Annotated in this window: 23 protein-coding genes, 2 tRNA genes and 1 pseudogene; 13 read left to right on the forward strand and 13 right to left on the reverse strand. The window is 64.3% G+C overall.

Annotated elements, in window-relative coordinates:
• Window positions 1-10: 10 nt before the first annotated feature.
• Window positions 11-367, reverse strand: a complete 357-nt coding sequence (locus J7E80_RS06915) for a DUF2516 family protein (protein WP_215050751.1) — start codon at window positions 365-367, stop codon at window positions 11-13.
• 9 nt (window positions 368-376) lie between these two features.
• Window positions 377-1,561: a PLP-dependent aspartate aminotransferase family protein gene (locus tag J7E80_RS06920; protein ID WP_215050752.1), complete on the reverse strand. Its 1,185-nt coding sequence runs from the start codon at window positions 1,559-1,561 to the stop codon at window positions 377-379.
• 91 nt (window positions 1,562-1,652) lie between these two features.
• Between J7E80_RS06920 and tmk the strand changes: the two genes are divergently transcribed.
• The 5 genes from tmk to J7E80_RS06945 all read left to right on the forward strand — a co-directional run bounded on the left by tmk (window position 1,653) and on the right by J7E80_RS06945 (window position 5,848).
• A complete protein-coding gene (gene tmk, locus J7E80_RS06925; RefSeq protein ID WP_215050753.1) occupies window positions 1,653-2,309 on the forward strand; it encodes a dTMP kinase in 657 nt (218 codons plus the stop codon).
• Window positions 2,306-3,448, forward strand: coding sequence for a DNA polymerase III subunit delta' (locus J7E80_RS06930; protein WP_215050754.1), 1,143 nt, complete (start codon window positions 2,306-2,308; stop codon window positions 3,446-3,448). The genes tmk and J7E80_RS06930 overlap by 4 nt, the downstream gene beginning before the upstream one ends.
• A gap of 67 nt (window positions 3,449-3,515) precedes the next feature.
• The gene (locus tag J7E80_RS06935; RefSeq protein WP_215050869.1) at window positions 3,516-5,090 is read left to right on the forward strand and encodes an alpha/beta hydrolase; all 1,575 of its coding nucleotides are present in this window, start codon (window positions 3,516-3,518) and stop codon (window positions 5,088-5,090) included.
• A 139-nt stretch (window positions 5,091-5,229) separates the two neighbouring features.
• Window positions 5,230-5,302 (forward strand) — tRNA-Thr (locus tag J7E80_RS06940).
• A 225-nt stretch (window positions 5,303-5,527) separates the two neighbouring features.
• Window positions 5,528-5,848 carry a GNAT family N-acetyltransferase gene (locus J7E80_RS06945; RefSeq protein WP_251036589.1) on the forward strand — a complete coding sequence of 107 codons (321 nt, stop codon included), beginning with the start codon at window positions 5,528-5,530 and terminating at the stop codon, window positions 5,846-5,848.
• Window positions 5,849-6,075: 227 nt separating this feature from the next.
• On the opposite strand, the gene J7E80_RS06950 is transcribed toward J7E80_RS06945, so the two are convergent.
• Window positions 6,076-6,339 carry a GlsB/YeaQ/YmgE family stress response membrane protein gene (locus J7E80_RS06950; RefSeq protein WP_215050755.1) on the reverse strand — a complete coding sequence of 88 codons (264 nt, stop codon included), beginning with the start codon at window positions 6,337-6,339 and terminating at the stop codon, window positions 6,076-6,078.
• Between the two features lie 463 nt (window positions 6,340-6,802).
• On the opposite strand from J7E80_RS06950, the gene J7E80_RS06955 reads away from it, so the two are divergent.
• Window positions 6,803-6,952 (forward strand): hypothetical protein, encoded by a 150-nt coding sequence (locus tag J7E80_RS06955; RefSeq protein ID WP_215050878.1) that lies wholly within the window; start codon window positions 6,803-6,805, stop codon window positions 6,950-6,952.
• A gap of 168 nt (window positions 6,953-7,120) precedes the next feature.
• Window positions 7,121-7,495, forward strand: a complete 375-nt coding sequence (locus tag J7E80_RS06960) for a response regulator transcription factor (protein WP_215050756.1) — start codon at window positions 7,121-7,123, stop codon at window positions 7,493-7,495.
• 271 nt (window positions 7,496-7,766) lie between these two features.
• Here J7E80_RS06960 and J7E80_RS06965 read toward each other — a convergent pair whose 3' ends face one another.
• On the reverse strand, window positions 7,767-8,069 hold the full coding sequence (locus J7E80_RS06965) for a hypothetical protein (RefSeq protein ID WP_215050757.1): 303 nt from the start codon (window positions 8,067-8,069) through the stop codon (window positions 7,767-7,769).
• A gap of 351 nt (window positions 8,070-8,420) precedes the next feature.
• On the opposite strand from J7E80_RS06965, the gene J7E80_RS06970 reads away from it, so the two are divergent.
• Both J7E80_RS06970 and J7E80_RS06975 read left to right on the forward strand, forming a co-directional pair.
• The gene (locus tag J7E80_RS06970) at window positions 8,421-9,449 is read left to right on the forward strand and encodes a hypothetical protein (protein ID WP_215050758.1); all 1,029 of its coding nucleotides are present in this window, start codon (window positions 8,421-8,423) and stop codon (window positions 9,447-9,449) included.
• A gap of 39 nt (window positions 9,450-9,488) precedes the next feature.
• Window positions 9,489-9,668, forward strand: coding sequence for a hypothetical protein (locus tag J7E80_RS06975; protein ID WP_215050759.1), 180 nt, complete (start codon window positions 9,489-9,491; stop codon window positions 9,666-9,668).
• A gap of 249 nt (window positions 9,669-9,917) precedes the next feature.
• On the opposite strand, the gene J7E80_RS06980 is transcribed toward J7E80_RS06975, so the two are convergent.
• The 8 genes from J7E80_RS06980 to J7E80_RS07015 all read right to left on the reverse strand — a co-directional run bounded on the left by J7E80_RS06980 (window position 9,918) and on the right by J7E80_RS07015 (window position 16,529).
• Window positions 9,918-10,763 carry an aldo/keto reductase gene (locus J7E80_RS06980; protein WP_215050760.1) on the reverse strand — a complete coding sequence of 282 codons (846 nt, stop codon included), beginning with the start codon at window positions 10,761-10,763 and terminating at the stop codon, window positions 9,918-9,920.
• A 147-nt stretch (window positions 10,764-10,910) separates the two neighbouring features.
• Window positions 10,911-11,354, reverse strand: a complete 444-nt coding sequence (locus J7E80_RS06985; protein WP_215050761.1) for a hypothetical protein — start codon at window positions 11,352-11,354, stop codon at window positions 10,911-10,913.
• Between the two features lie 7 nt (window positions 11,355-11,361).
• Entirely contained in the window at window positions 11,362-12,039 is a 678-nt protein-coding gene (locus J7E80_RS06990) for a bacterial proteasome activator family protein (protein WP_215050762.1), read from the reverse strand.
• Between the two features lie 74 nt (window positions 12,040-12,113).
• A complete protein-coding gene (locus J7E80_RS06995; RefSeq protein ID WP_215050763.1) occupies window positions 12,114-12,356 on the reverse strand; it encodes a hypothetical protein in 243 nt (80 codons plus the stop codon).
• Window positions 12,357-12,358: 2 nt separating this feature from the next.
• Window positions 12,359-12,550 carry a YbdD/YjiX family protein gene (locus J7E80_RS07000; protein WP_215050764.1) on the reverse strand — a complete coding sequence of 64 codons (192 nt, stop codon included), beginning with the start codon at window positions 12,548-12,550 and terminating at the stop codon, window positions 12,359-12,361.
• A gap of 13 nt (window positions 12,551-12,563) precedes the next feature.
• Window positions 12,564-14,864 (reverse strand): carbon starvation CstA family protein, encoded by a 2,301-nt coding sequence (locus J7E80_RS07005; RefSeq protein ID WP_215050765.1) that lies wholly within the window; start codon window positions 14,862-14,864, stop codon window positions 12,564-12,566.
• 145 nt (window positions 14,865-15,009) lie between these two features.
• Entirely contained in the window at window positions 15,010-15,546 is a 537-nt protein-coding gene (locus tag J7E80_RS07010; protein ID WP_215050766.1) for a PadR family transcriptional regulator, read from the reverse strand.
• Window positions 15,546-16,529, reverse strand: a complete 984-nt coding sequence (locus tag J7E80_RS07015) for an NAD(P)H-quinone oxidoreductase (protein WP_215050767.1) — start codon at window positions 16,527-16,529, stop codon at window positions 15,546-15,548. Before J7E80_RS07015 ends, J7E80_RS07010 begins: the two co-directional genes overlap by 1 nt.
• A gap of 114 nt (window positions 16,530-16,643) precedes the next feature.
• Between J7E80_RS07015 and J7E80_RS07020 the strand changes: the two genes are divergently transcribed.
• From J7E80_RS07020 to J7E80_RS07030, 4 genes and pseudogenes are all read left to right on the forward strand, one after another.
• Window positions 16,644-16,731 (forward strand) — tRNA-Ser (locus J7E80_RS07020).
• 273 nt (window positions 16,732-17,004) lie between these two features.
• A complete protein-coding gene (locus J7E80_RS24220; protein WP_285291825.1) occupies window positions 17,005-17,136 on the forward strand; it encodes a hypothetical protein in 132 nt (43 codons plus the stop codon).
• Between the two features lie 103 nt (window positions 17,137-17,239).
• The gene (locus J7E80_RS07025; RefSeq protein ID WP_215050768.1) at window positions 17,240-18,055 is read left to right on the forward strand and encodes a VOC family protein; all 816 of its coding nucleotides are present in this window, start codon (window positions 17,240-17,242) and stop codon (window positions 18,053-18,055) included.
• Window positions 18,056-18,377: 322 nt separating this feature from the next.
• Window positions 18,378-20,630, forward strand: a pseudogene (locus J7E80_RS07030) (5'-nucleotidase C-terminal domain-containing protein); the annotation flags it as partial.
• Window positions 20,631-20,743: 113 nt separating this feature from the next.
• Here J7E80_RS07030 and J7E80_RS07035 read toward each other — a convergent pair.
• Window positions 20,744-22,726 (reverse strand): FAD/NAD(P)-binding domain-containing protein, encoded by a 1,983-nt coding sequence (locus J7E80_RS07035; RefSeq protein ID WP_215050769.1) that lies wholly within the window; start codon window positions 22,724-22,726, stop codon window positions 20,744-20,746.
• Between the last annotated feature and the right edge of the window lie 12 nt (window positions 22,727-22,738).

Below are 22,738 nucleotides of genomic sequence, written 5' to 3' on the forward strand. Positions count from 1 at the left end.
CTGGTGGGGACTACCAGGGGCCGTAGGGGCCCCTGTTGCGGCTGCCGCCGCGGCCTGCGTCTTTCACGGCCGGGCGGACGTCCGCCAGGTACACGCATGCAGCGACCACCGCCACCAGGCCGAAGAGGCCCAACGGGCCCAGCAGTCCGCCTGATCCGCCGCCCAGCACGGACAGTGCGCCGATGGCCAGCGCGGCGCCGGTCAGCGCCAGCCAGAAGGTCTTGGTCTTTTTGCCTACAGCCTCAAAAGCGTTGGCCCTGTGGCGGACGCAGTCGAAGAAGGCCCACACTTCCAGGGCCAGCGCCACCAGTCCCAGGATGTAGTAAACCGCATTCTCCACATAAAAGATCAGTACTCTTCCGTCCACCAACCCAGCCTAACTGTCCAAACCGTCCAATGCCCGCTGCAAATCCGTCCAAAGGTCCTCGACATTCTCGATTCCGACGCTCAACCTGACCAGGTTCTCAGGAACGCTGACCGGCTCAGCCGCGTGCCGGCGTCGTCGTTCAATCAGTGATTCCACCCCGCCCAGCGAAGTGGCCGGCAGCCACAGCTGCAGGGCACGGACCAGTTTGTCCGCGGCGTCGGCGGGGCTGAGATCTCCGGCGGGGGCAACCTGGATGCAGAGAATGGAACCGAAGCCGGACATCTGGGACTTGGCCCGGTCGTGTCCGGGGTCGGTGGGAAGGCCCGGATAGCGGATGCTTTCAACGCGCGGATGCGCACTGAGCCTTTCGGCGAGCACAGCCGCGGAGGCCTGCGACCGTTCGATCCGCAGCGCGAGCGTGCGCAGCCCGCGCAGCGCCAGCCAGGCCTCGAAGGGGCCGGCAATTCCGCCGTGGATGATGCGGTGATGGAGCAGCGTTTCCCGCAGTTCCGGCTTGGAGGTGACCAGGGCGCCCAGCACAACATCGGAATGCCCGGCCAGGTATTTGGTTACGGAGTGGAGAACGACGTCGGATCCCAGGCGAAGCGGCTGCTGCACCAGCGGCGTGGAAAAGGTGTTGTCCGTGACGACGATCGCACCGGCGTCGTGGGCTGCCTGGGTCAGGGCGCGGATGTCGGCGATACCGAGCATGGGGTTCGTCGGGCTCTCGAGCCAAAGCATGGCTGCGGGCTTTCCATCTGCGGGGGCGAGCTGCGCTATGACGGCGTCGGTATCAGCAATGTCCACCGTGCGGAGCTCCAGGAAGCCCTTTTGGGCGAGCTCTGACGCCATCACCAGGGAACCGGAATAGCTGTGGGACGGCATCACCAGCACTCCCCCGGCGGGGATGAGCGACAGCGCGGAGCTGACTGCGGCCAGTCCCGATGCGTAGAGAAGGCCCGGCAGCGCGGCACCTTCAAGCTGCCCCAGGGCCTCCTCGAACGGATCCCAGGTGGGGTTGGAGTAGCGACCGTAGCCCCGGTCGCCGTCATCGAGGGCGCCTGTGCCGAAATAGGTGGAGGACAGCACGATCGGCGGGTTCACAGGCTCATCCCGTTCACGCGGCGGACGGCCGGCGGCGACAACCACCGTCTCAGCCGAAAGGGATGCGGCATGCTGTTGGGAAAGAGTCATGAATAAAGCGTACTTTGGCGTCGTGCCGGGGCGGAAAAGCGGTGCCGGGCGCGGGCGGCATCCTGTCGGTGATTGTCGGTAGGCTGGATAGGTGAATAATCAAAGTCCCGGGCTTTTCATCGCCTTCGAAGGCGGTGACGGCGCCGGCAAGTCCACCCAGGCCGCACGGCTCGCCGGGGCGCTTGAATCACGCGGCCTGACCGTACTGCGAACCAGGGAGCCGGGCGGAACGCCGATTGGCGAGAAACTGCGCTCCCTGGTGCTCGATCACGGCCATGGCCACATCGACGCCCACACGGAAGCGCTGATCTTCGCAGCATCCCGCGCCGCCCACGCCAGCCAGGTTATCCGGCCGGCACTGGAGCGCGGCGACGTGGTCCTGACGGACCGCTACATCGATTCATCGGTCGCCTATCAGGGGGCCGGCAGGGATCTCGGAACCGATGCCGTCCGGAGCATCAACGAATGGGCCACATCGGGGCTGCAGCCGGACCTGACGGTGCTCCTGGATGTCCATCCCGCCGACGGCCGCAGCCGTCGCACGGCCGGTGATACAGGAGAGGACCGGCTGGAATCGGAGGCGGACGAATTCCACGCCCGGATCCGTCAGGCTTTCCTGGATCTGGCTGCGGCACGGCCGGACAGGTATCTGGTGCTGGAGGCACAGTCGTCGGTTGACGAGCTTGCCGCCCGCATCCTGGAGCGTGTTGACCAGCTTCTGGCCTCGGCCGGCAGGAGCCCGCAATGACGGTATGGGATGACCTTCAGGGCCAGTCCGCCGTAGTCGCCCAGCTGCGACAGGCTGCCTTGGGCGACGGGCTCAGCCACGCGTGGCTGTTCACCGGCCCGCCCGGTTCCGGCCGGTCGAATGCCGCCAAGGCCTTTGCCGCCGCGCTGAACTGCGATCAGGACGACGTTTCCCTGCGTGGCTGCGGCGAGTGTCACGCCTGCAGGACCATCCTCGGTGAAACCCATGCCGACGTCGCATTCGTCCGCACCGAAAAAGTGACGATCACCATCGAGGAGGCCCGGGAACTTGTTTCCACGGCCGGCAACCGCCCGTCGTCGGGTCGTTGGCGAATCATCGTGGTGGAGGACGCCGACCGCATGGCGGAACGCACCACGAACGTGCTGCTGAAGGCCATCGAAGAACCCACTCCGAGGACCATCTGGATGTTGTGCGCCCCCTCCCCCGCGGATGTCCTGGTGACCATCCGGTCGCGCTGCCGGGCAGTGGCGCTGCGGCTGCCGCCTGCCGCCGACGTCGCGGCCCTGCTGGTAAAGCGCGACGGCGTGGACCCGGCCGTGGCCGACCGGGCGGCCCGCGCGGCACAAAGCCACGTCGGAATTGCCCGCCGCTTGGCGCGCGACGTAGAGGCCAGGCAACGCAGACTGGAGACCGTCCGCTTCCCGCTGGGCCTCCGGGGCATTACAGCCGCTGTGATGATGGCTGATAAACTTGTCAAGATCGCCACCGAGGAGGCCAACAGCTCCAACGAGGAGCGGGACGCCGCCGAGAAGGCCGCACTATTGGCCACGCTGGGTGCGCCCGAGACCGGAACGCTGCCGCCTGCCATGCGAAGCCAGGTGAAACAGCTTGAGGATGACCAGAAGCGGCGTGCGAAGCGCTCCGTGACAGATTCCTTGGACCGGACGCTCACTGATCTCCTGTCCTTCTACCGGGATGTGCTGATCATCCAGATGGGGAACTCGGTGGAACTGGTCAACGTTGAGCTGAGGAGTGAGCTGGAGGAGTTTGCGGGCCGCTCGAGCGCTGAAGTCACGCTTGCCAGGATGGATGCCATCAACAAGGCGCGGAAACGCATCACCACCACCAACGTCGCACCGCTTCTGACCATCGAGGCCATGGCCGCCGGCTTGATCTAGATTTCCGTACCACTGTCCGACCTTGCCCGACGATGGCAACCGCCTCTGCCCCAAGGAGAACCGCATGATGTCCACACCTCCCCTGACTGTGCGATCGCGCTCGCTCGCGGCTGCAGTGCGGGCTGCCGCAGCCATGGTGGTGGTCCTGCTGCTGACATCGTGCAGCCTCCTGGGGCTGTCCAAGGACGGCGGTTCCGCGGGGAGTTCAACGGGACAGGCGGATCCGTCCATCGCAGCAGGTGCCCCGGAAGGGCTGGAGGATTTTTACACCCAGCAGGTCGTCTGGGCGCCGTGTGAGGACAAGATGCAGTGCGCCAAGATCAAGGTACCCCTGGACTATGCGAAGCCGGACGGCAAAACGATTGAAATCGCCGCCCTGAAGATCGCCAGCAAGGGTAATAAAAAGCAGGGCAGCCTGCTGATCAACCCGGGCGGGCCCGGCGCGTCCGGTTATGACTTCGTCAGGGACGCCGGGAACGGCCATTTCTCTGAAAAGGTACGCGCCAACTTCGACCTTGTGGGCTTTGACCCCCGAGGCGTCAAGCGCTCGGCGCCCGTCACCTGTTTGACGGATAGGGAACGAGATGAGGCCCGGGCCAAGATTTACACTCCTCAGACCGACGCCGGGCTCGCCACGCTCATCGCCGACAACAAGACGACAGCGGCGAAGTGTGACGAACTGACGGGACCGGTACTGGGTCATATCGATACTGTCAGCGCAGCCAAGGACCTTGATGTCCTTCGCGCCGTATTGAATGATTCCAAGCTCAATTACATGGGTTTCTCCTACGGAACCTTCCTGGGCTCCACGTACGCCGCCCTGTTCCCCGACAACGTGGGCCGCGTGGTTCTCGACGGAGCCGTGGACCCGTCCCTCAGCGTTGAAGAACTCACCATGGGCCAGGCGAAGGCCTTCGAAAAGGCGTTGCGTTCCTACGTCGGGCATTGCCTCAAGCAGGAGGGCTGCCCGCTCAGCGGCACGGTGGAGGACGGTGTGCAGCAGGTCAACGACACCATCCAATCTGTGGTCGCGAATCCGCGCTCCGCCAAGGACGGCAGGATCGTGGGCGGCAATACCTTCGCCAGCGGCCTCATCGTTCCGTTGTATGCCAACGAAAGCTGGCCCGCCCTGACCCAAGCGCTGGACGCCGCAATGAAGGGCGACGTCAGCCTGATGCTGCGTCTGGCGGATCTGGGCGCAGACCGGGGGGCGAACGGCAAGTACACGTCGAACACGGCCCTGGCTTTCAGCGCCATCAACTGCCTCGACTACCCCATGAACAGCGATCCTGCCGCCATGCGGGCCGAAGAGCAGGAACTGCGCGAAGCGTCCCCGACCCTCGGGTCCTTCTTCGCCTACGGCGCCGCTAACTGCGCGAACTGGCCCTACAAGAGCGCCCGGACGCCGGCCCCGGTTGAGTACAGCGGTTCCTCCCCAATCGTGGTGGTGGGCACCACCGGTGATCCCGCCACCCCCGTGGAGTGGGCAAGCTCCCTCCGGAAGCAGCTTGGCAACGCCTCCCTGCTGACCTGGAAAGGTGAAGGTCACACCGCCTACGGCCGGGCCAACACCTGCATCAGCAATGCGGTGGACAACTACCTCGTGGACGGCAAGGAACCTGCAGACAACACCGTCTGCTGACCTTCCTGTTCCGCCGGATTGGACCGCGTTTGGGTCAATTCGGGCCCCAGTGTCATGTCATTTTGACCCGGGCACAGGGACTCGATTAGAGTTGACTCTTGCATGAACCGGCCGGGTTTTCCCGGTTGATTGGTGCGGTGCTTCCTTAGCTCAGTCGGTAGAGCGTTTCACTCGTAATGAAAAGGTCATCAGTTCGATTCTGATAGGAAGCTCGGGAAGAACCCCGTATTGTCGTTGATTTCGACGATGGTGCGGGGTTTTTTGCTGGTTAAGCTCTGGTCCTCCATCCGAAGGATGGAGGACCGTCCCTACGCCGAAACCGATGCCCGGGCGACTCTGAACGTGTTCCTGGCGGCGGTGACGGAGGCTGCTTCGATGCATTACTCAGCGGAGCAGATCGCTGCATGGGCGCGGTCAGATGAACGCGATATCAACCAATGGAACTCCGCGAGGAAGTCGCTCAATACCTACGTGGCCACAACGGCGCCGAGGTCGCTGGCTTCTCCGGCGTCGGCGACGATGGTTACATCGATATGATGTTTGTCGCGCCCAGGTTCGGTCGGTGCGGTGTCGCCGGCGCCCTTCTGGCGCATCTCCACGACATCGCAGTCGCGGCCAGCGCATCGGAACTCTACACCAACGCGAGCATCACAGCACGACCGTTCTTCGAAAAGCACGGGTTCACCGTGGTCACCGAGCAGCACCCTGTCATACGCGGCATGGAGATGGCCAACTACAGGATGATGCGCCCGCTCTAAGAACTGGATCCACGCGGGCGTCATCCCGCTTCGGGGCTGAAGGTGTCGGCGGCGGCCCACATCCCGGGCTACCGGTGCGGGCCGCCGCCGACTGCGTTCGAGGCCTCCCCCAATTGGGCTGCCTGCACGGACGCCCAAAGGCTCCGCCACGCACGTTAATAATAAGGCTACTGATCTTCTTGGTCCAGATACTGGCCCAAAGGGACTGTCCAGTCAGGAACCGGAGGTCAGACGCGGCTTCTGCGGTTAATGGCGCCGAAAATCAGGAGCACGATGACTGCCCCCAAGATAGACAGGATCCAGGTTCTGAGGTCGAAGAAGTCGCCGAGGCCGCCGCCGAACATCACCGAACCGATCCATCCGCCCAGGAATGCGCCGATGACACCCACCGCGAGGGTGACCAGCCAGCCGCCGCCTTGGCTTCCGGGAAGGATGGCTTTTGCGATGGCTCCCGCAATCAGGCCGAGCAGGAGAAATGCGAGAAATCCCATGACGCTTCCTTTCCAGTGATTATTCGACTGATTATTCGACGCCGGACCCACCGGCCATATTAAGGAGTCAATCAGCGGGCCTACTGTCCGGCAAGGCACCCGGAGTGGGCCAAATCGCCCGTGAGGCTGGGAGGGCAGGATTTGGCCAGCCCCAACTGCTGGGACGGCCACTTCTCACGGCTACCGCGTTCTCTTCCACGTTTCGATCCGGTACCTGCATGCCATTGGCCGCGGAGCGTGTTCGCCGCCACCGGCATGGATCAGGAAAGCTGGGGTCTGACGGTGCTGGCCTGACTTTGCTGGGCGCTGACCGGGCGATTTCGTCCATGTGCGAATGATGTGCAAAGTATGCCCAAGTCCTGCATGAACGCTGCAGCTACCTGCCGCAAACCTTGATCAGAGCAACGCACTATCGACTCAACAGGCAGTGAAACCACCGGCAGTGAAAGAGAAGGTAGTCAAAGTGGCAACGCGAACAGAAAAATCAAAGTACCGCTACAGCGACTTCTACTGCTTCATGTCACTTGCGGACTTCACCGCCTACATCGCCGTTGATGACTGCGACTTGGACGGGGGCTTTTCAATCAGCGGCAGCAGCGACGCAGCTTCCTAGGCGTCTCTGCAGACACAGGGCTTAAACCCACAGCACATCAGCCAACCGGAGGCTCGGCATCAGCGGGCGTGAGCCTCCTCAGTCCGCGGCTGTAGCTGCCCGCAGTCACCGGCTTGATAGAGTTCCATTCGAAGGGCAGCACTGGGGCTGCCCTGAAGGAGATGTGTGATGCCGAATATGGGGACGGCTGTGGTGATTGAAGACGACCTGGACATCGGCCGACTCATTCACGCAATACTGGACACCGCTGGACTCGACGTCCGGCTCGCCGAAACGGGTGCCGGCGGTGTGACAGCCGTCCGGGAGCATTCCCCCAATATCGTCCTCTTGGACTTCGGGCTTCCCGACATCAGCGGCCTGGAAGTGATCGGTAGAATCAGGGGCTTCAGTGATGCCTACATCCTCATGCTCACTGGACATGAAGAGTTGTCCGAAATGCTGCTCTCTGCGGGTGCCAACGCGGTCATGATCAAGCCCTTCCATCCCCGGGATCTGAAAGCCCACGTCGAAGAAGCCCTGCGGGGATTGAACACGAAGCGTTAGGACTGACCGGGCGAGCGGGGCCCACCAGGGCATCTGATGCGCAAATTCGGTCATTCAGGGACAACGTCGTCAGCGGTGCTTGACAGCTACGCACTTCACCACAATCACCGACCGTCCAGCGAATCAAAGCGAAATGGCCAACCACCGTGATTCAATCTGCGCGATTGACCAACGGTGAATGTCAACCGGGAGGCAGCAGAGCAGGGCCCTGCTGCCTTCCACTGGCGAATTGCCGCCCTTTGCCGGTTGGCTTATTTTTGGCCGGGCTGTGTCAGTTCTGGGTGACGGCAATCGGGCCATCGTTATCCAGGCAGACAACAGATTTCGTGCCCGTAGCGTCAACGGCCTCTCCCAGTACGGCGACGGGCCCAAGGTCAACGCCACAAATCTGGGCGGTGACGTCAGCAGCAACGGCAACGTTCACGTCTTCCAGGATGGTCACATCCCCGACAGTGACATTGACGAGGCCGTCGTTGATGGTGGTGTTGTCCGCGGCCATCGAAGGTCCTGCGGCCATTCCCACAAGGAACAGGGATCCGGCAACTGCTGTGGTGGCTTTTTTCATTACTGACATGGTTCGCTCCCTCGATTGAGACGCAGAAGGACGCTCCGCCGACTCGATTCAACCCAAGTTGGCATGGCCGCGCCAGGTTCGGGGCGCAGTCTTCCTGCATCTCTTTTTGGTTGCTTGCAGCTCGCGCCTGATGGGCATCAGGATTTTCTCCTGGGCTGCGGGCCCCCTTTTAGCGGCCCTGCGAAGAGTCTCCACACGCTGACCGTGCGCCGCTCCTCATCCGTCCAACCTAATCGTAAGTAAGCTTAGTTTCAAGTTTGCCCCCGAATTGTTTCGCAAGGCCATGCCGACCGATGGGTGCTGCACCTGCCTTCGGGGCTTTCCTCTCCCTGCAGTCCTAAGATGGCTGGCATGGAGGAGCAGGAACTGGCCGACGTCGCAGGACGCCTGTACGCGCTGCCCTTCGACGAATTCGTAAATGCCCGCACCGCAGCCGCTAAGACGGCGGCAGCGGAGTCCAACCGGCCCCTCGCCCAAGCCATCAAGGCACTCCCCAAGCCATCGGTAGCTGCCTGGGCGATCAATATGCTGGCACATCACCAACCCGAGGCGCTGCAAGAGCTCCGAAACCTCGGAGAGACAATGCAGGGCGCGCAGGCCGCGCTGGATGCGGCCGCCCTGCGGGAGCTGTCCCGCGAGCGGCGCAAGCTTCTCGCCGGGGCGCTCGACGCAGCCCGTCTCGCCGCTGAGAAGCAGGGCCGGCCCATCAGCGGGCCGGTGGCGTCCGAGGTGGAGGAAACCCTGCGGGCAGCCACCGCCGATGCCGCCGCGGCCGTGGCCGTCCAGAGCGGGCGGCTCCTGCGGGTTCTGACGGCCGACGGCGTGGACACCGTGGATCTCGACGGAGCCGTCGCAGTGCCTACCGCCCTCGGCGCAGTGCCCGCGGCCCCGCGCGCCACGCGCATTAGTGCGGATCGGCCGGCTACGCCGCTAAGTACGGCGCCGCCGGCCAAGGCCGGGCGCGCTGGCACTATCCAGACCGGTGTGAAGGCCACACGCCGCCAGCCGCCGGAGACGTCAGAGAAGCCCCGGCTGCAGGCGGTCCGCCCGACGCCCCGCCCGACCTCCCCCTCGCTCCTGGACAAGGCCTTGGCAGCGCTTGCCGAGGCGGAGGAATCCGCGGCAACAGCCGCCAGGGAAGCCCAGGAGCGGGAAGAAGCACTTGAGGAAGCGACAGCTGAATTCACCCGTCTGGCGGCCGAGGTGCGCGAGACCAGACAACTACTAACGGCGTTGGAGGACTCGTTGAACACCCTCCGGAAGGATCGTGAAACGGCAGCCGCCGAAGCAAAGCAGGCGGCCAGGGCAGCTGACAAGAGCCAGCGGACCGCCATGCTGGCGAAGGAACGCGTGCTCAGGCTGCGCAACACACCGGACTGAAAAACAAATAATGTCAGACCCCGGTTGCACCATGGAGTCATGGAAATGAACCAGGAATTCCACGTTACGTACTTCGAAGCCGACTGCGGGCGGATTCGCACCGAAGTCTTTGATACGGCCGCCGACGCCGAACGGTTTGCCAGCCGTTGCCTCTCTGGCGAGCACGACTGGGCCATTGTTGATGCTGTGGCCGTCCATCAGGACCAGTTGGCTGCCTGACTGTGGCTGCTCCGCAGATGGCAAAGCCCCGCCCTGCCTAAGTCAGCTGCGCTGAAGCAGATCTACTGAAGCATCTACTGAGACGGCGAAGCTGATCAGGTCAGCAGGGCGTGGCCTCCGCGACTTGTCTGCAGGTCTGCTCTGCGGGTCTACGCGATAGGCCTGCGGGTGCGCGACGCCAGGTCAGGGCGACGACAGATCAGGCGCGGCGGTGAGCAGGCGAGTGGCCAGGTCAGCCGAGACGGCAGGTCAGGCGAAGTCGGAGACTGCCGGGTCCGGGCCGATGCGTCCTGTTCCGGCTGCCGTGCGGTCCAGGCCGTTGACTGCTTCGAGGTCGGTGGCATCCAGCGTGATGTTCAGGGCCTCGAAATTCTCCCGGATCCGGGATTCCGTCACGGACTTGGGGATGACCACGTTGCCGATGGCCAGGTGCCAGGCGATGACGACCTGCGCCGGCGTTGCGCCGTGCTTGTCCGCAATGGCGGTAATGGTGCCGTCCCCAAGGAGCTCGCCGCCCTGGCCCAGCGGGGACCAGGCCTGAGTCAGAATGCCCTTGGACTTGTTGAACTCCCGGAGCTCCGCCTGGTTGAAGAAGGGGTGCAGTTCCACCTGGTTAATGGCAGGCACCACTCCGGTCTCGTCGATGAGGCGCTGCACGCCCTCAGCGGTGAAGTTGGAAACACCGATGGACTTGACCCGGCCGCGCTTCTGCAGCTCAACCAAGGCCTTCCAGGTGTCCACGTACTTGTCCTGCTTCGGCTGGAGCCAGTGGATCAGGTACAGGTCCAGCGTTTCGAGGCCGAGGCGCTCCATGGACTCCTCGAACGCCGTCAGCGTCGATTCGAAGCCCTGATCGGAGTTCCACAGCTTGGTGGTGATGAAAAGTTCCTCCGGAGACAGCCCGGAGCTTGCGATGGCACGCCCCACGCCCGACTCGTTGCCATAGATCTTGGCGGTGTCGATGTGGCGGAAGCCTGCCTGGAACGCTTGGAAAACGACCTTTTCGGCCACGTCGTCTTCAACCTGCCAAACCCCGTAGCCGAGCTGGGGAATGGTGTTGCCGTCATTGAATGTCAGTGTCGGTGAAGAAGTCATTTCACCATCCTGCCAACGATCCCCCCGAAACGCAGCGAATGGCCGGCAGCTAAGCTAGGCGCGTAATGCCCCGGGTCGGGGAATTTTTGTGGACCCAGGGACAGCGGCGGGAAGGAACGGCGGCTGCACGCAATGCCGCAGCGCGGGTCAGGATTCGGCGAGAAGGCGTTCGGCGTCGGCCACCTGCTCGAAGACGGACTCTGCCCGCCGCCACACTGATGCTGCGCCTACCGGTATGGGACCGACAGCCAGTCGAAGCATGGCCGCCGCCTCCGCCGTGGCCGCTAACGAATTGCCCGCCTTAGACAGGGCACGGTGAACGCCGGACAGCGCGTGCGGGATGTCCAGCCCCTCGCTCGGGGAACGCCGCTGCGCCTCCACGCAGACCTCCCGGACGCGGCCGGACAGTTCCGCCAGCCGGTTCGCTATTTCGACGAGTTCGGCATAAAGCTGCTCGTCCTCCACGCCCTCCAGCACCTGATGGAAACGGTCAAGGCCCCGATGGAAGCGGTCGTGCGCGCGGCGCCACAGCCCTTTGCCCAGTTCGGCGTCGTCTCTCCGCCCTTGCCTGGCGGCAGTAAAAAACCCCAAGCCGGACCTACAGGTACTGGCCCGGGCCGTGGTCGGACTCTTCCGGCCGGCCCGGCTTCAGCGGATCGGAGCTTGGCTGCGGGGCCTTGGCCCGCTGCGGTTCGCCGTTCTCCCCGATCACCACGCCTGGAGCAATGACAGTTCCGGGAGGCAGCTGCCGCATCTGCAGCTGGGCCATGGCATGTTCCCGGGCCGCGTGCTGGGCTGCGATGGCGGTCTGGATGCCGTGGAACAGGCCTTCCAGCCAGCCGACCAGCTGGGCCTGGGCAATCCGAAGTTCAGCGTCCGACGGCGTGGCGTCGTCCGGGAAGGGCAGGCTGATACGTTCAAGCTCCTCCACGAGCTCCGGGGCCAGTCCGTCCTCGAGTTCCTTGATGGAGCGCTCATGGATCTCGGCCAGTCTGCCGCGTGCGGCGTCGTCCAGCGGTGCCGACTTCACCTCTTCCAGCAACTGACGGATCATGGTGCCGATGCGCATCACCTTGGCGGGCTCATCCACCAGGTCCTGGAGCGTGCTCCCCTGGCGCTTGGACGGTTCCGAAGGCTTGGCCCCATCAGTCGGGAGCGGTTCAACGTCAAGGGTTGTACCCTCCACGGGCGTGTCGTCCCCGTTACTGGGCTCTGTCTGGGAACCGTCGCCCGGTGCTCCCGCCGGGCCGGTTTGAGTGTCGTTCGGATCGCTCATGCGTTCATACTCTCACGAGCCCGGAACGCGGAGTCCAGTCAATGAAGCTCCTTGACCAGATTTCGCCTTCGTCCTTAGCGAAACCGCATTTCCGGTAGAAACCGACCGCACAAGTATTCGCCGGAACCCGCGGCCAGCCAGAAGGGGACTGTAGGGTCCGCCGGGAAGTCGCGGGCGCCGTCGGGCGTTACTGCACCCGACGGCGCCACTGCGGGATCGTCGTCGAAGATGTTGTCCGTCTCCGCCAGCGCGTTCAGCGTGGTGGCGTCCTTCGGTCCGATCGGGCGGATCGGAATTCCTGCGGACGGTCGGGGCAATGTCAGCAGCACCTGCCCTGCGGGTTGCTGTCCTGGCGGTCAGTCCGGTCGCGCCAAAACTCGCGTTCGGTCATGGGCGGCCCGAGGTGCCCGGAGGCGACGTGGTGCTCCAGGTATTTCTGGTAGGCGTCCGCGCCCATCACTCCGCCAAGATAGCGGGCGAACCCCCGGAACCCTTCGGCTATCGCACTCATGGCCGGCCCCGCATCAGTGATGTGCCGACTTTTCAAGCTGCAGCTCGGCAGGGAGCCTGTTCCACTCTGCCATGAGCTCACGTTCGGCGGCCGTGGGTATCAGGCCCGCCGGGGCATAGCTCCTGGACGGTACGGCCGGGTCTTCGTGGTCAGTATGGGCAACGCCGGCCGCCTCATTTTGGAAAGCCTTCACGGTGGCGATCATCGCCGTCACGATGACGATGATGCTCAGCACGACGAAGATCACCGACAGCCACCCTTGGATCATGGTGTTGCGGACCACGGCTTCCATGGCTGCAACAGTCTTGGCCGTTCCGAATTCCGTCTTGCCGTCCGCAAGAGCCTTGGAGAAGGCCGCGTTGTTGGCGAAGTAGCCCACGGCGGGCACCGGGGAGAAAATCTTCTGGAAGCTTGCGGTGATGGTGACCACGGCCGCGAAGCCCAGCGGCAGGGCCACGATCCAGAGGTACTTGAAGGAGCCACGTTTGGCCGCGATGGCCAGGCAGACCGACAGTGCGATGGCGGCGAGCAGTTGGTTGGCGATGCCGAACAGCGGGAACAGCGTGTTGATGCCGCCCAGCGGGTCGGTGACGCCCATCAGCAGCACGGCACCCCATGCCGCGACCATGATCGCTGTGCACAGCCATGCCCCGGGCCGCCAGGACGCTTCCTTGAACTTCGGAACGAAGTTTCCGATGGAGTCCTGCAGCATGAAGCGGGCAACGCGGGTGCCGGCGTCCACGGCGGTCAGGATAAACAGCGCCTCGAACATGATGGCGAAGTGGTACCAGAAGGCCATCAGGGCTGTTCCGCCGATGAACTGCTGCATGATGTGGGCAAGCCCCACGGCCAGTGTGGGCGCACCACCCGTGCGGGAAACAATGCTTTCTTCACCGACGTTGGCTGCCGTCTGCGACAAGAGCTCAGGTGAGAGGTTTACGCCCTGGAGCCCCAGGCTGTTCACCCAGGCAGCCGCGGTTTCCACCGTTCCACCCGTCAGGGCAGCCGGTGAGTTCATGGCGAAGTACAGTCCGCGGTCAATGGAGATGGCTGCCACGAGGGCCATGATGGCCACGAAGGATTCCATCAGCATGCCGCCGTATCCGATGAGGCGGGTCTGGCGTTCCTTTTCGATGAGCTTGGGCGTGGTGCCGGACGAGATGAGGGCGTGGAAGCCGGACAGAGCCCCGCAGGCAATCGTGACGAAGAGGAACGGGAACAGCGCCCCGGGAAACACCGGCCCGTTATCCCGGCTGGCGAACTCACTGAACGCCGGAACGGTGATTTCGGGGCGGACCACGATGATGGCCAGGGCCAACATGACGATGACGCCGATCTTCATGAACGTCGACAGGTAGTCGCGCGGAGCGAGGAGCAGCCACACAGGCAGGATCGCGGCGATGAAGCCGTAGACAATGAGGCCCCACGCGATGGTGACCTTGTCCAGGTGGAAGAACGCCGCACCCCATTCGGTATCCGCCACGAGGCCCCCGCCGATGATGGCAGCCATGAGCAGGACAAAACCGATGAGGGAAACCTCCATCACCTTGCCGGGCCGGAGAAACCTCAGATACACGCCCATGAAGAGCGCGATCGGAATGGTCATGCCCACGGAAAACACGCCCCACGGGCTTTCGCCGAGGGCATTGACGACGACGAGCGCGAGGATGGCAACGATGATGATCATGATGAGCAGCGTGGCGACCAGGGCGGCGGTGCCGCCGATCACGCCGAGTTCTTCACGGGCCATCTGGCCCAATGAACGGCCGCCGCGCCGCATGGAGAAGAACAGGACGAGGTAGTCCTGGACTGCTCCGGCAAGGACGACGCCGATGATGATCCAGATAGTGCCCGGCAGGTATCCCATCTGGGCTGCGATGACGGGACCGACGAGGGGACCGGCTCCGGCGATGGCTGCGAAGTGGTGGCCGAACAGCACGTTGCGGTCGGTACGGACATAGTCCTTGCCGTCCGCCTTATATTCGGCCGGGGTGGCGCGGCGGTCGTTCGGCCGCGTGATGTACCGTTCGATCACCTTCGAGTAGAAGCGGTAGCCGATCAGATATGTACAGACCGAGGCAAAGACGAACCAGATCGCGTTGACCGTTTCACCCCGGATGATCGCGAGCATGAACCAGGCCACGCCGCCCAGCAGCGCTATTGCTGCCCAGATCGCGATCTTCGTGGGGGTCCATCTGCTCTCTTCCGTTTCGCGGACGGCGTCGTCCACGGCTGTCGGAGGCAGCAAAGGATCCGGTGTCAGATCCAGATCCTCATCCGCCGTCCGAGCCCTGCCACCAGGCATGCTGGCCATGTCTCCTCCTTGAGATAAACAATGTGGGAGTTCCCCCAGCGCACCCTACCAACGCGTTCCGAAATCGAGACGGACAACTGCGGTGTGCCGCGGGCCCAAGCGCCGAGCGGTCGCAAGTCAGCGGTCAGCGGTGTGCGCCCTGTGGTTAGCGCCCCGGGTGACCCAGTTGTGCCATGCGGGCCTCGCAGAGATCGAGCCAGCGGATCTCCGCCTCCGTCTGGAAGATCAATGAGTCCAGCACCACCAACCAGGCGAGGTCGGAGCTGCGCTGGCTGGCGGACGTCTCCCGCCGGGACTTGGTGTAGTCCTGCAGCGCTGCCAGGGACGCGGCACGCTGCGCCCGGATGACGTCCGTCATGTCAACGCCCGGCAGCGTAAGAGCCAGCGACAGCTTGATGGCGAGCTCGTTCCGGGGCGGGCTGCTGCGCTCCACGGGCGCTGAAAACCATCCCTGCACCTGCTCTGATCCGGCGTCCGTGATGCTGTAGACGACATGACGGTCGCCGTCGCCGCCGTCCTTCCGAACCAGGCCGTCGCGTTCCAGCCGGTCAAGCGTGGTGTAGACCTGACCGATGTTCAGCGGCCAGGTGGAACCCGTTCGCTCCTGGAACTCGCTTCTGAGCTGGTACCCGTACCGTGGGCGGTCCTGAAGCAGGGCAAGAATGCTGTGCCGGATGGACACTACATCACCAGCAGGATCTTGCCCACGTGCTCGCCGGAGTCGAAGTATTCGTGGGCCGTCTGGACCTGGTCCAGCGGAAACGTCTTCGCCACGAGGGGGTGGATCCGCCCGTCGGCGATCAGGGGCCAGATGGCATCCCGGACAGCCGCCATGATGACGCCCTTCTCTTCAGCGGGCCTGGGCCGCAGCGCCGTCGCAACCACCGCTGCACGTTTCCGCAGCAGCTGTCCCAGGTCCAGTTCACCCTTGGCGCCGCCCTGCAGCCCGATGACGATGAGCCGGCCGTACTCGTCGAGGGCATCTACGTTCTGCTGCAGGTATTTCGCACCCACGACATCCAGGATCACGTCCGCGCCCCTGCCGCCGTTCTGGGCCCGGAGGCTCTCAGCAAAGTTCTCCTCCGCATAGTTGATGGCAATGTCCGCCCCCAGGAAGGCTTTGGCGGTGCTCACTTTCTCGTCGGTGCCCGCAGTGGTGGCAACCGTCGCGCCGAACGCCTTTGCGAACTGGATGGCCATGGTGCCGATACCGCCGGTGGCTCCGTGGATCAGGACCGTCTCGCCGGGCTGTAGCTGCGCAGTCATGATGAGGTTCGAGTACACGGTTGCCGCAACTTCCGGAAGGGCAGCAGCGGTGACCAGATCAACGCCGTCGGGAACCCTCAGCACCTGCTCCGAGCGGACCGTCACCTGCTCGGCATAGCCTCCGCCGGCGAGCAGTGCCACCACCTTGTCGCCGACGGAAAACGGCTTGGTGACGCCCGGCCCGAATCCGGCGATGCGCCCCGAAACCTCCAGCCCGGGAATTTCCGATGCACCTCGAGGCGGCGGATAAAAGCCCTTCCTCTGGTGTACGTCTGCCCGGTTCAGGCCCGCGGCCACGACGTCGATCAGGACTTCGCCCTGGCCGGGAACCGGAGCCGGAACGTCGCGGACTTCCAGCACTTCCGGCCCGCCCGGCTCCGAGATGTAGACGGCTTTCATGGAGAACTCCCGATTTCCTTGCTGATTCCTGCCCCAAAAATAATGTGCACTGGCAGCAACCGCCATTTTTCGGTTTTTGTTGCAGCCAGCTGCCTATGAAACACTACTAGTCAGGGAAGGTTGTCCGAGCGGCCGAAGGAGCTGGTCTTGAAAACCAGTGTGCGGTAACCCCGTACCAAGAGTTCGAATCTCTTACCTTCCGCGTGGCGCCCTGTGCGCATGGTCAGGGACCGGTTGAGCCAATCGAGAGAGCGGCTCAACCGGTCTTTTTCATGAGCAGGTATAGCCGGTACGCAGCACGTCAAAACAAGTAGTTGCGAGTACCTGGCGCCGGAAAAATCGAGTACGCACCACTCATGCGAAGAGGGCCCTCGGGGGCGTTCACTTGAAGGAACCAAAACGGTGCTCATGCCGCGGATTTCGTGGACGGGCATCAATCCGCATCAGCCGACGCTATTGGGGGGAGGTCGCCGTCGTGAGCAAGGCCGAGAAGCAGCGACTGAGGTACTCGGACTACTACTGGTGCATGTCGCTCAAGGACTTCATTGAGTGGGTTGAAGCCGACGACGACAACGAGCCCACCACGTCGTATTCAGACCGGCTCTGAACGCGGAACCATTGAAACTGTCATAGCCCAGGCATAGGGTCGGTGCTGTCTCCACATCCCTTGAACTGCGGATTCATTCCGCAGCCCACACCAGGAGCTGACTATGCCTACCCCTGACATCACGCCCGGAGCACCCTGCTGGATTGACCTGATGACCTCCAGCACCGATACCGCCAAGCAGTTCTACGGCGAACTGTTCGGCTGGGACTTCCAGACCGGCGACCAGGAAAAATACGCCGGCTACATCACCGCACACAAGAACGGCAAGAAGGTCGCGGGAATCATGCAGAAGCAGGAGGACCAGGCCACCATGCCGGACACGTGGTCCACCTACCTGCGCACGGACGACGTGACAGCCACAGCCGCGGCTGTCACTGCCAACGGCGGCCAGGTGTACATGGAGCCCATGGACGTCCCCGAGCAAGGCCACATGGCATTCTTCGGCGATCCCTCGGGCGCTGCTGTCGGCGTCTGGCAGCCCCGCGAAATGCGCGGCTACGAGCTGGTGGCCGAACCCGGCACCGCTGCCTGGCACGAGCTTCACACCAAGGAGTACGACACCGCGGTGAAGTTCTACCAAGAGGTCTTCGGGTGGGACACGGACGTCATGAGCGACACGCCGGAGTTCCGCTACACGACGCTCGGCGCGGGCCGGGAGGCGAAGGCCGGCATCATGGATGCCTCGTCCTATCTCCCTGCTGAAGTCCCGTCCAAGTGGGAGGTGTATTTCGCCGTGGAAGATGCCGACGCAGCCATCGACAAAGCCGTTAGCATGGGCGCCAGCCTCGTCGACGGACCCGACGACACACCCTTTGGGCGGCTGGCGACTCTGACTGATCCCACCGGGGCCATGTTCAAGATCATCGCGGACACGGCCAGGGCGCCCAGGCCTGAAGCCGGGCAGCCCGCTGAGGCCTGAGGCCATTCCGTATCGCAGATACTCCGAAAAATATGCCGGCCAGTAGCTTCCACTCAAGCTACTGGCCGGCAGTCTTTCTGCTGGCCGGAGGCAGACCGTTCCGCTGGGGCGCGTTCCGCCGAATGCACGCCCCATCACCCCGTGTTCATCCGGCCCTGTTCTGATGGGCCGGAACTGCCTCAAGAGAAGCTGTCCGGTCTGTCTGCTGGCACGACCCGGACACATTCGATTGGGTCCCTTACCGGGACACCTAGGTGAAAGTCAGGGCGGATGTACCCCAAACCTTGAAAATTCACGCTGGGCGCAGCTTTGTCAGTGGAGCTCGCTTGACCACGTCATGGCGTCCCCCGCTGCGGACTCGGCAGTGGCGGGCGCCGACATCTGGAACATCAATTCGGTGGAATCCGTCGCTTTGGAATACAGCAGGTATAACAGCAGTGTGACCAACTACTATGCGCCCGACCAGTACCGGGCCAGCGACCATGACCCCGTCGTAGTTGGGCTCAATCTTCCGGCGGCACCCGAGACACCGGCCACCATTGACCTGAACTTCCTGGGCATCAACGATTTCCACGGCCGCATCGATACGAACACCGTCCTGTTCGCCGGCACAGTCGAGAAGCTGCGCGCCGCAGCCGCTCCGGGGGCCACGGCCTTCCTCTCCGCCGGAGACAACATCGGTGCCTCGCTGTTCGCCTCTGCCGTCGCGAAGGACCAGCCCACCATCGACGTCCTGAACGCACTCGAGGTCAAGGCGTCCGCAGTGGGCAACCACGAGTTCGACGGCGGCTGGGCCGACCTGCGGGACCGCATCGCCGCGGGCACCAGGTTCCCGTACCTGGGGGCCAACGTGTACAGGAAGGGCACCACCGACCCCGTCCTTCCGGAGTTCACCGTCCTGGAGATGAACGGCATCAAGGTGGCCGTGATCGGTACCGTGACCGAGGAAGTGCCCACCCTCGTCACGCCCGCGGGGATCACGGAACTCGATTTCGGGGATCCCGTTGATGCCATCAACCGCGTCGCGGCCAGGATCAAGGCGGACGGCCTTGCGGACGTCATCATTGCGGAAAACCACGACGGCGCCGGTTCGGGTACGCCCGAAGGCGGCACCCTGGAACAGGAAGTCGCCGCCGGCGGCCCCTTCGCCAAGCTGGTCACCGAAACCTCCGCCGACGTGGACGCCATCTTCACCGGCCATACCCACAAGGAGTACGCCTGGGACGCCCCTGTTCCCGGGGTCCCAGGCAAAACCCGGCCTATCGTCCAGACGGGCAACTACGGCGAGAACATCGGCCAGATCCAGTTGACCATCGACACTGCAACCAAGAGGGTCACCGGGTACAACGCCGCAAACGTCAAACGCACCACGGACGCAGCCGCGGAGCTGATCGCCCTGTACCCCCGGGTCGCCGCCGTCGATGACATCGTGACGAAGGCTCTCGCGGCCGCCGCTGAGATCGGCAACGAGCCGGTAGGCAGGGTGACGGCGGATATCACGACGGCGTTCACGCCCGCCACCGAGACAACGCCGGCCAAGAGGGACGACCGCGCCGGTGAGTCCACCCTGGGCAACCTGGTGGCGGACTCCCTCGTGGACGCACTCAAGGCGCCGGATGCTGGCGGCGCCGAAATCGGCGTCGTGAATCCCGGCGGGCTGCGGAATGAGCTGTACTTCGCACCCGACGGAACCATCACTTATGCCGAGGCCAATTCTGTTTTGCCGTTCGTGAACAACCTGTGGACCACGTCCCTGACCGGCGCACAGTTCAAGACGCTGCTGGAACAGCAATGGCAGACCAATCCGGACGGCACCGTTCCCAGCCGCCCCTACCAGCAGCTGGGGCTGTCCAAGAACGTCAACTACACCTACGACGCAGCCCGCCCCGCCGGCGACCGCATCACCTCTGTCCGCGTGAACGGGGCCTTCATGGATCCGGCGAAGTCCTACCGGATCGGCACGTTCAGCTTTCTTGCCACCGGCGGTGACAACTTCCGGATCTTCAAGGAGGGTACCGGCACGGAGGACTCGGGACTCGTGGACCGGGACGCCTGGATCAAGTACCTTCAGGAGCACAATCCGGTCTCGCCGGACTTCGCCCGCCGCACAGTGGCCCTGGTCAACAGCACGGCAGCCGAGCTCAAGCGCGGCGACGCCATGACACTGACCGTCTCCAAGCTGGACCTCACCTCGCTGGGCAGCCCAGTCAACAGGTCGTTGGACGCGGTATTCACCGACGCCGCCGGCACGGCTGCCGCGCTGGGCACGGTTCCGGTCTCCGGCGGAGCGGCCACCGTGAATCTCACGGTTCCCGCCAAAGTTTCCCCGGGAGCGGGAACGCTGACACTCACGGCGGTGGAGTCGGGAACGGTGGTCAAAACCGCGATTACAGTCGCAGCAAGCGGGCCTGTGCGGCCGGTCTGCACCCCACCGGTCCCGCCCACGGCATGGTACGACCTCGCGGGCTGGATCAGGTACGCCATCGCCTGGACGGAGTATCGGAACTGCTTGGGGGCTAACTCCCAAACCCCACAGAGTATGCTCCCCGCGGGGGCGGGGGGATTCTCCGCTTAAGCTGCGGGAGGGGTGACGGACAGGCGGCAGAAACTGCGGGAGGGTTGACGGACAGGCGGCAGAAACTGCGGGAGGGTCGCGGGAAAGGCGGCAGAAACTGCAGGAGGGTCGAATCAGAGACCCAGGACGGCGCGGGCAATCTCATCAGCATCCCGCAGGGTGCGCTGCCCGCTTGCGTAGACCGGGCCTGCCTTCTGCACGGCTTCGGCGGCAATCGCCGTCCCCCACTGGGTGGCCGAGAGCTGAAGCCCCAGCACGAAGAGCCGCTCGGCAGTCACTCCGTTGGCCGCCACCGGCCGGTACGGGTGCGGGCTGACGTCCAGCCCCGAGGACTGCACTGGGGTTCCTTCCACCGACATCATCATCCGCGGCCGTACCAGCCCGTCGGCGAGGAGCTGCTCCATCAGCGGTGACGCGCTGATGGTCACCCGGTTGGCCGGAGCAAGCGCCTCGACGAGGGTGCGGGCCTTCGCGGGAGCGTCGTCCACCCACGGCGAGGCGGCGGTAAAAAACCCGGACTTTCGGTCGAGCCCGAACTTGGGATCCGGCCCGACGAAACTGACCACGCCGGCGCGGGCCAGCGCCGCCAACTGCTCGGCCCGGAGCGCAGGCGGACCGCTGGCGAGGCCCTCCACGAACGACTCAAACCACCCGCGCAGCCCGGCGACCCACGATTCGTCGGTGATGCCGCCGTCGGCCACCGCTGTTTTCAGCAAGGCACGGCCGTGGTGCAGAGCGCCGATGGCCATCTTGACGGGGTCGTCCTCGCCAAGGGCTGAACGGCGGGCATCATCCAGGAGATAGTCAACGACGGCGGCGTCCAGTTCAGCACGGGTGTTGAATGACCGTCCCGACAGCGGCGCCGCGAGGCGCAGCAGGTCCAGCCTGCTGTCCGGCCGGACATGGGCTTCAATGGTGGCCTTGGCCGTCTCTTCCCAGTTGGCGGTGGTGTGGGCGTGCGGGTGCAGCGCCTCATCCAGTTCCTTGAGAAACTTTCCCGGATCCCTCACGGCACCGGGCTCGGCGCGCATCAGCGTGGAGTAGTAGGCCCACAGGGCGTCACGGTGCAGGAGGGGCCACAGGTCGTGGTCGAAGGCCGGAACGATGCCGGCCGAGGTAAAGCGCCGCAGGGCCGCCTCGGTGAAATACCGCAGCTTCACCGAGGCCGGGTAATAGCCTTCAAGCGTGGCCTTGGAGCGGTACGGCGTGCCGCGCCGGGACGCCGCGATGATCAACGGTTCCTGGCCCGATGGGCGATATTCAAGCCTGTCCCCCGCGTCCACGAACTTGCCGCCCCGTCCCTCCGTGAGCTGGCCCATCACGTCGAAGAAGTTCAAGCCCATCCCGCGGACAAGCACCGGTTCCTGCGCCGGAACGGCCGTCCAGTCGACGTCGGCAGGAATGGCCGGTGGAAAGTAGCGGAGCCCAAACTGGGTGGCAGCTGCCTGCAGTTGCCGCTGCTCCGGGCTGAGCCGGGAGTCCAGGTGGCCCAGCGCGAACACCACGGAGTCTGCGGTGAGCGTCGCGCTGCCGGCCAGTTCGACGTCGAACGTTCCGTCCGGTGAGGGGCGCACGGCGGTGGCCGACGTTTCGTGGAAGTCCACTGTGACGCCGTTGGGCAGGACGGCAAGCAGGTCTTCAAGGGTGGAGCGGAGGTACCGCCCGTACAAGGGGCGGCTGGGGAAGTCGCCGGGCTCGAGGACCGCTAGTTCCGCGCGCTCGTCGTCAGTCAGGACAGGGAGGGGATCGTGCTGCTGGCGGGTCCGCCAGCGATCGAACGTTGTGCCGGCCAGCGGGGCGGCAAGCCGGGGGTCCTCAGGGATGAGTGTGGGGTAAAACGACTGGGTGTTCATCAGGTACAGCCGCGACTGCCCGGGCTGCCACACGTGGCCCGGACCCGCCGGATAAGGATCGATGACATCGATGTGCAGGCGGGTCTTCGGGTTGGCCGGGCCAGAACCGGACGAAGCAGTTCCGGACGAAGCAGTTCCGGACGGGGTGACGGCGGCCCAGTTGGCGAGCAGCCGCTCCAGCACGCTGGTACCCCTCGGACCGGCGCCTATCAGTGCCGTCCGGATGCTTTGCGATGTGACCACGGCATCCAGAGT

It is taken from the genome of Arthrobacter sp. ISL-28, assembly GCF_018613875.1.
In the GTDB taxonomy this organism is placed as follows: domain Bacteria; phylum Actinomycetota; class Actinomycetes; order Actinomycetales; family Micrococcaceae; genus Arthrobacter.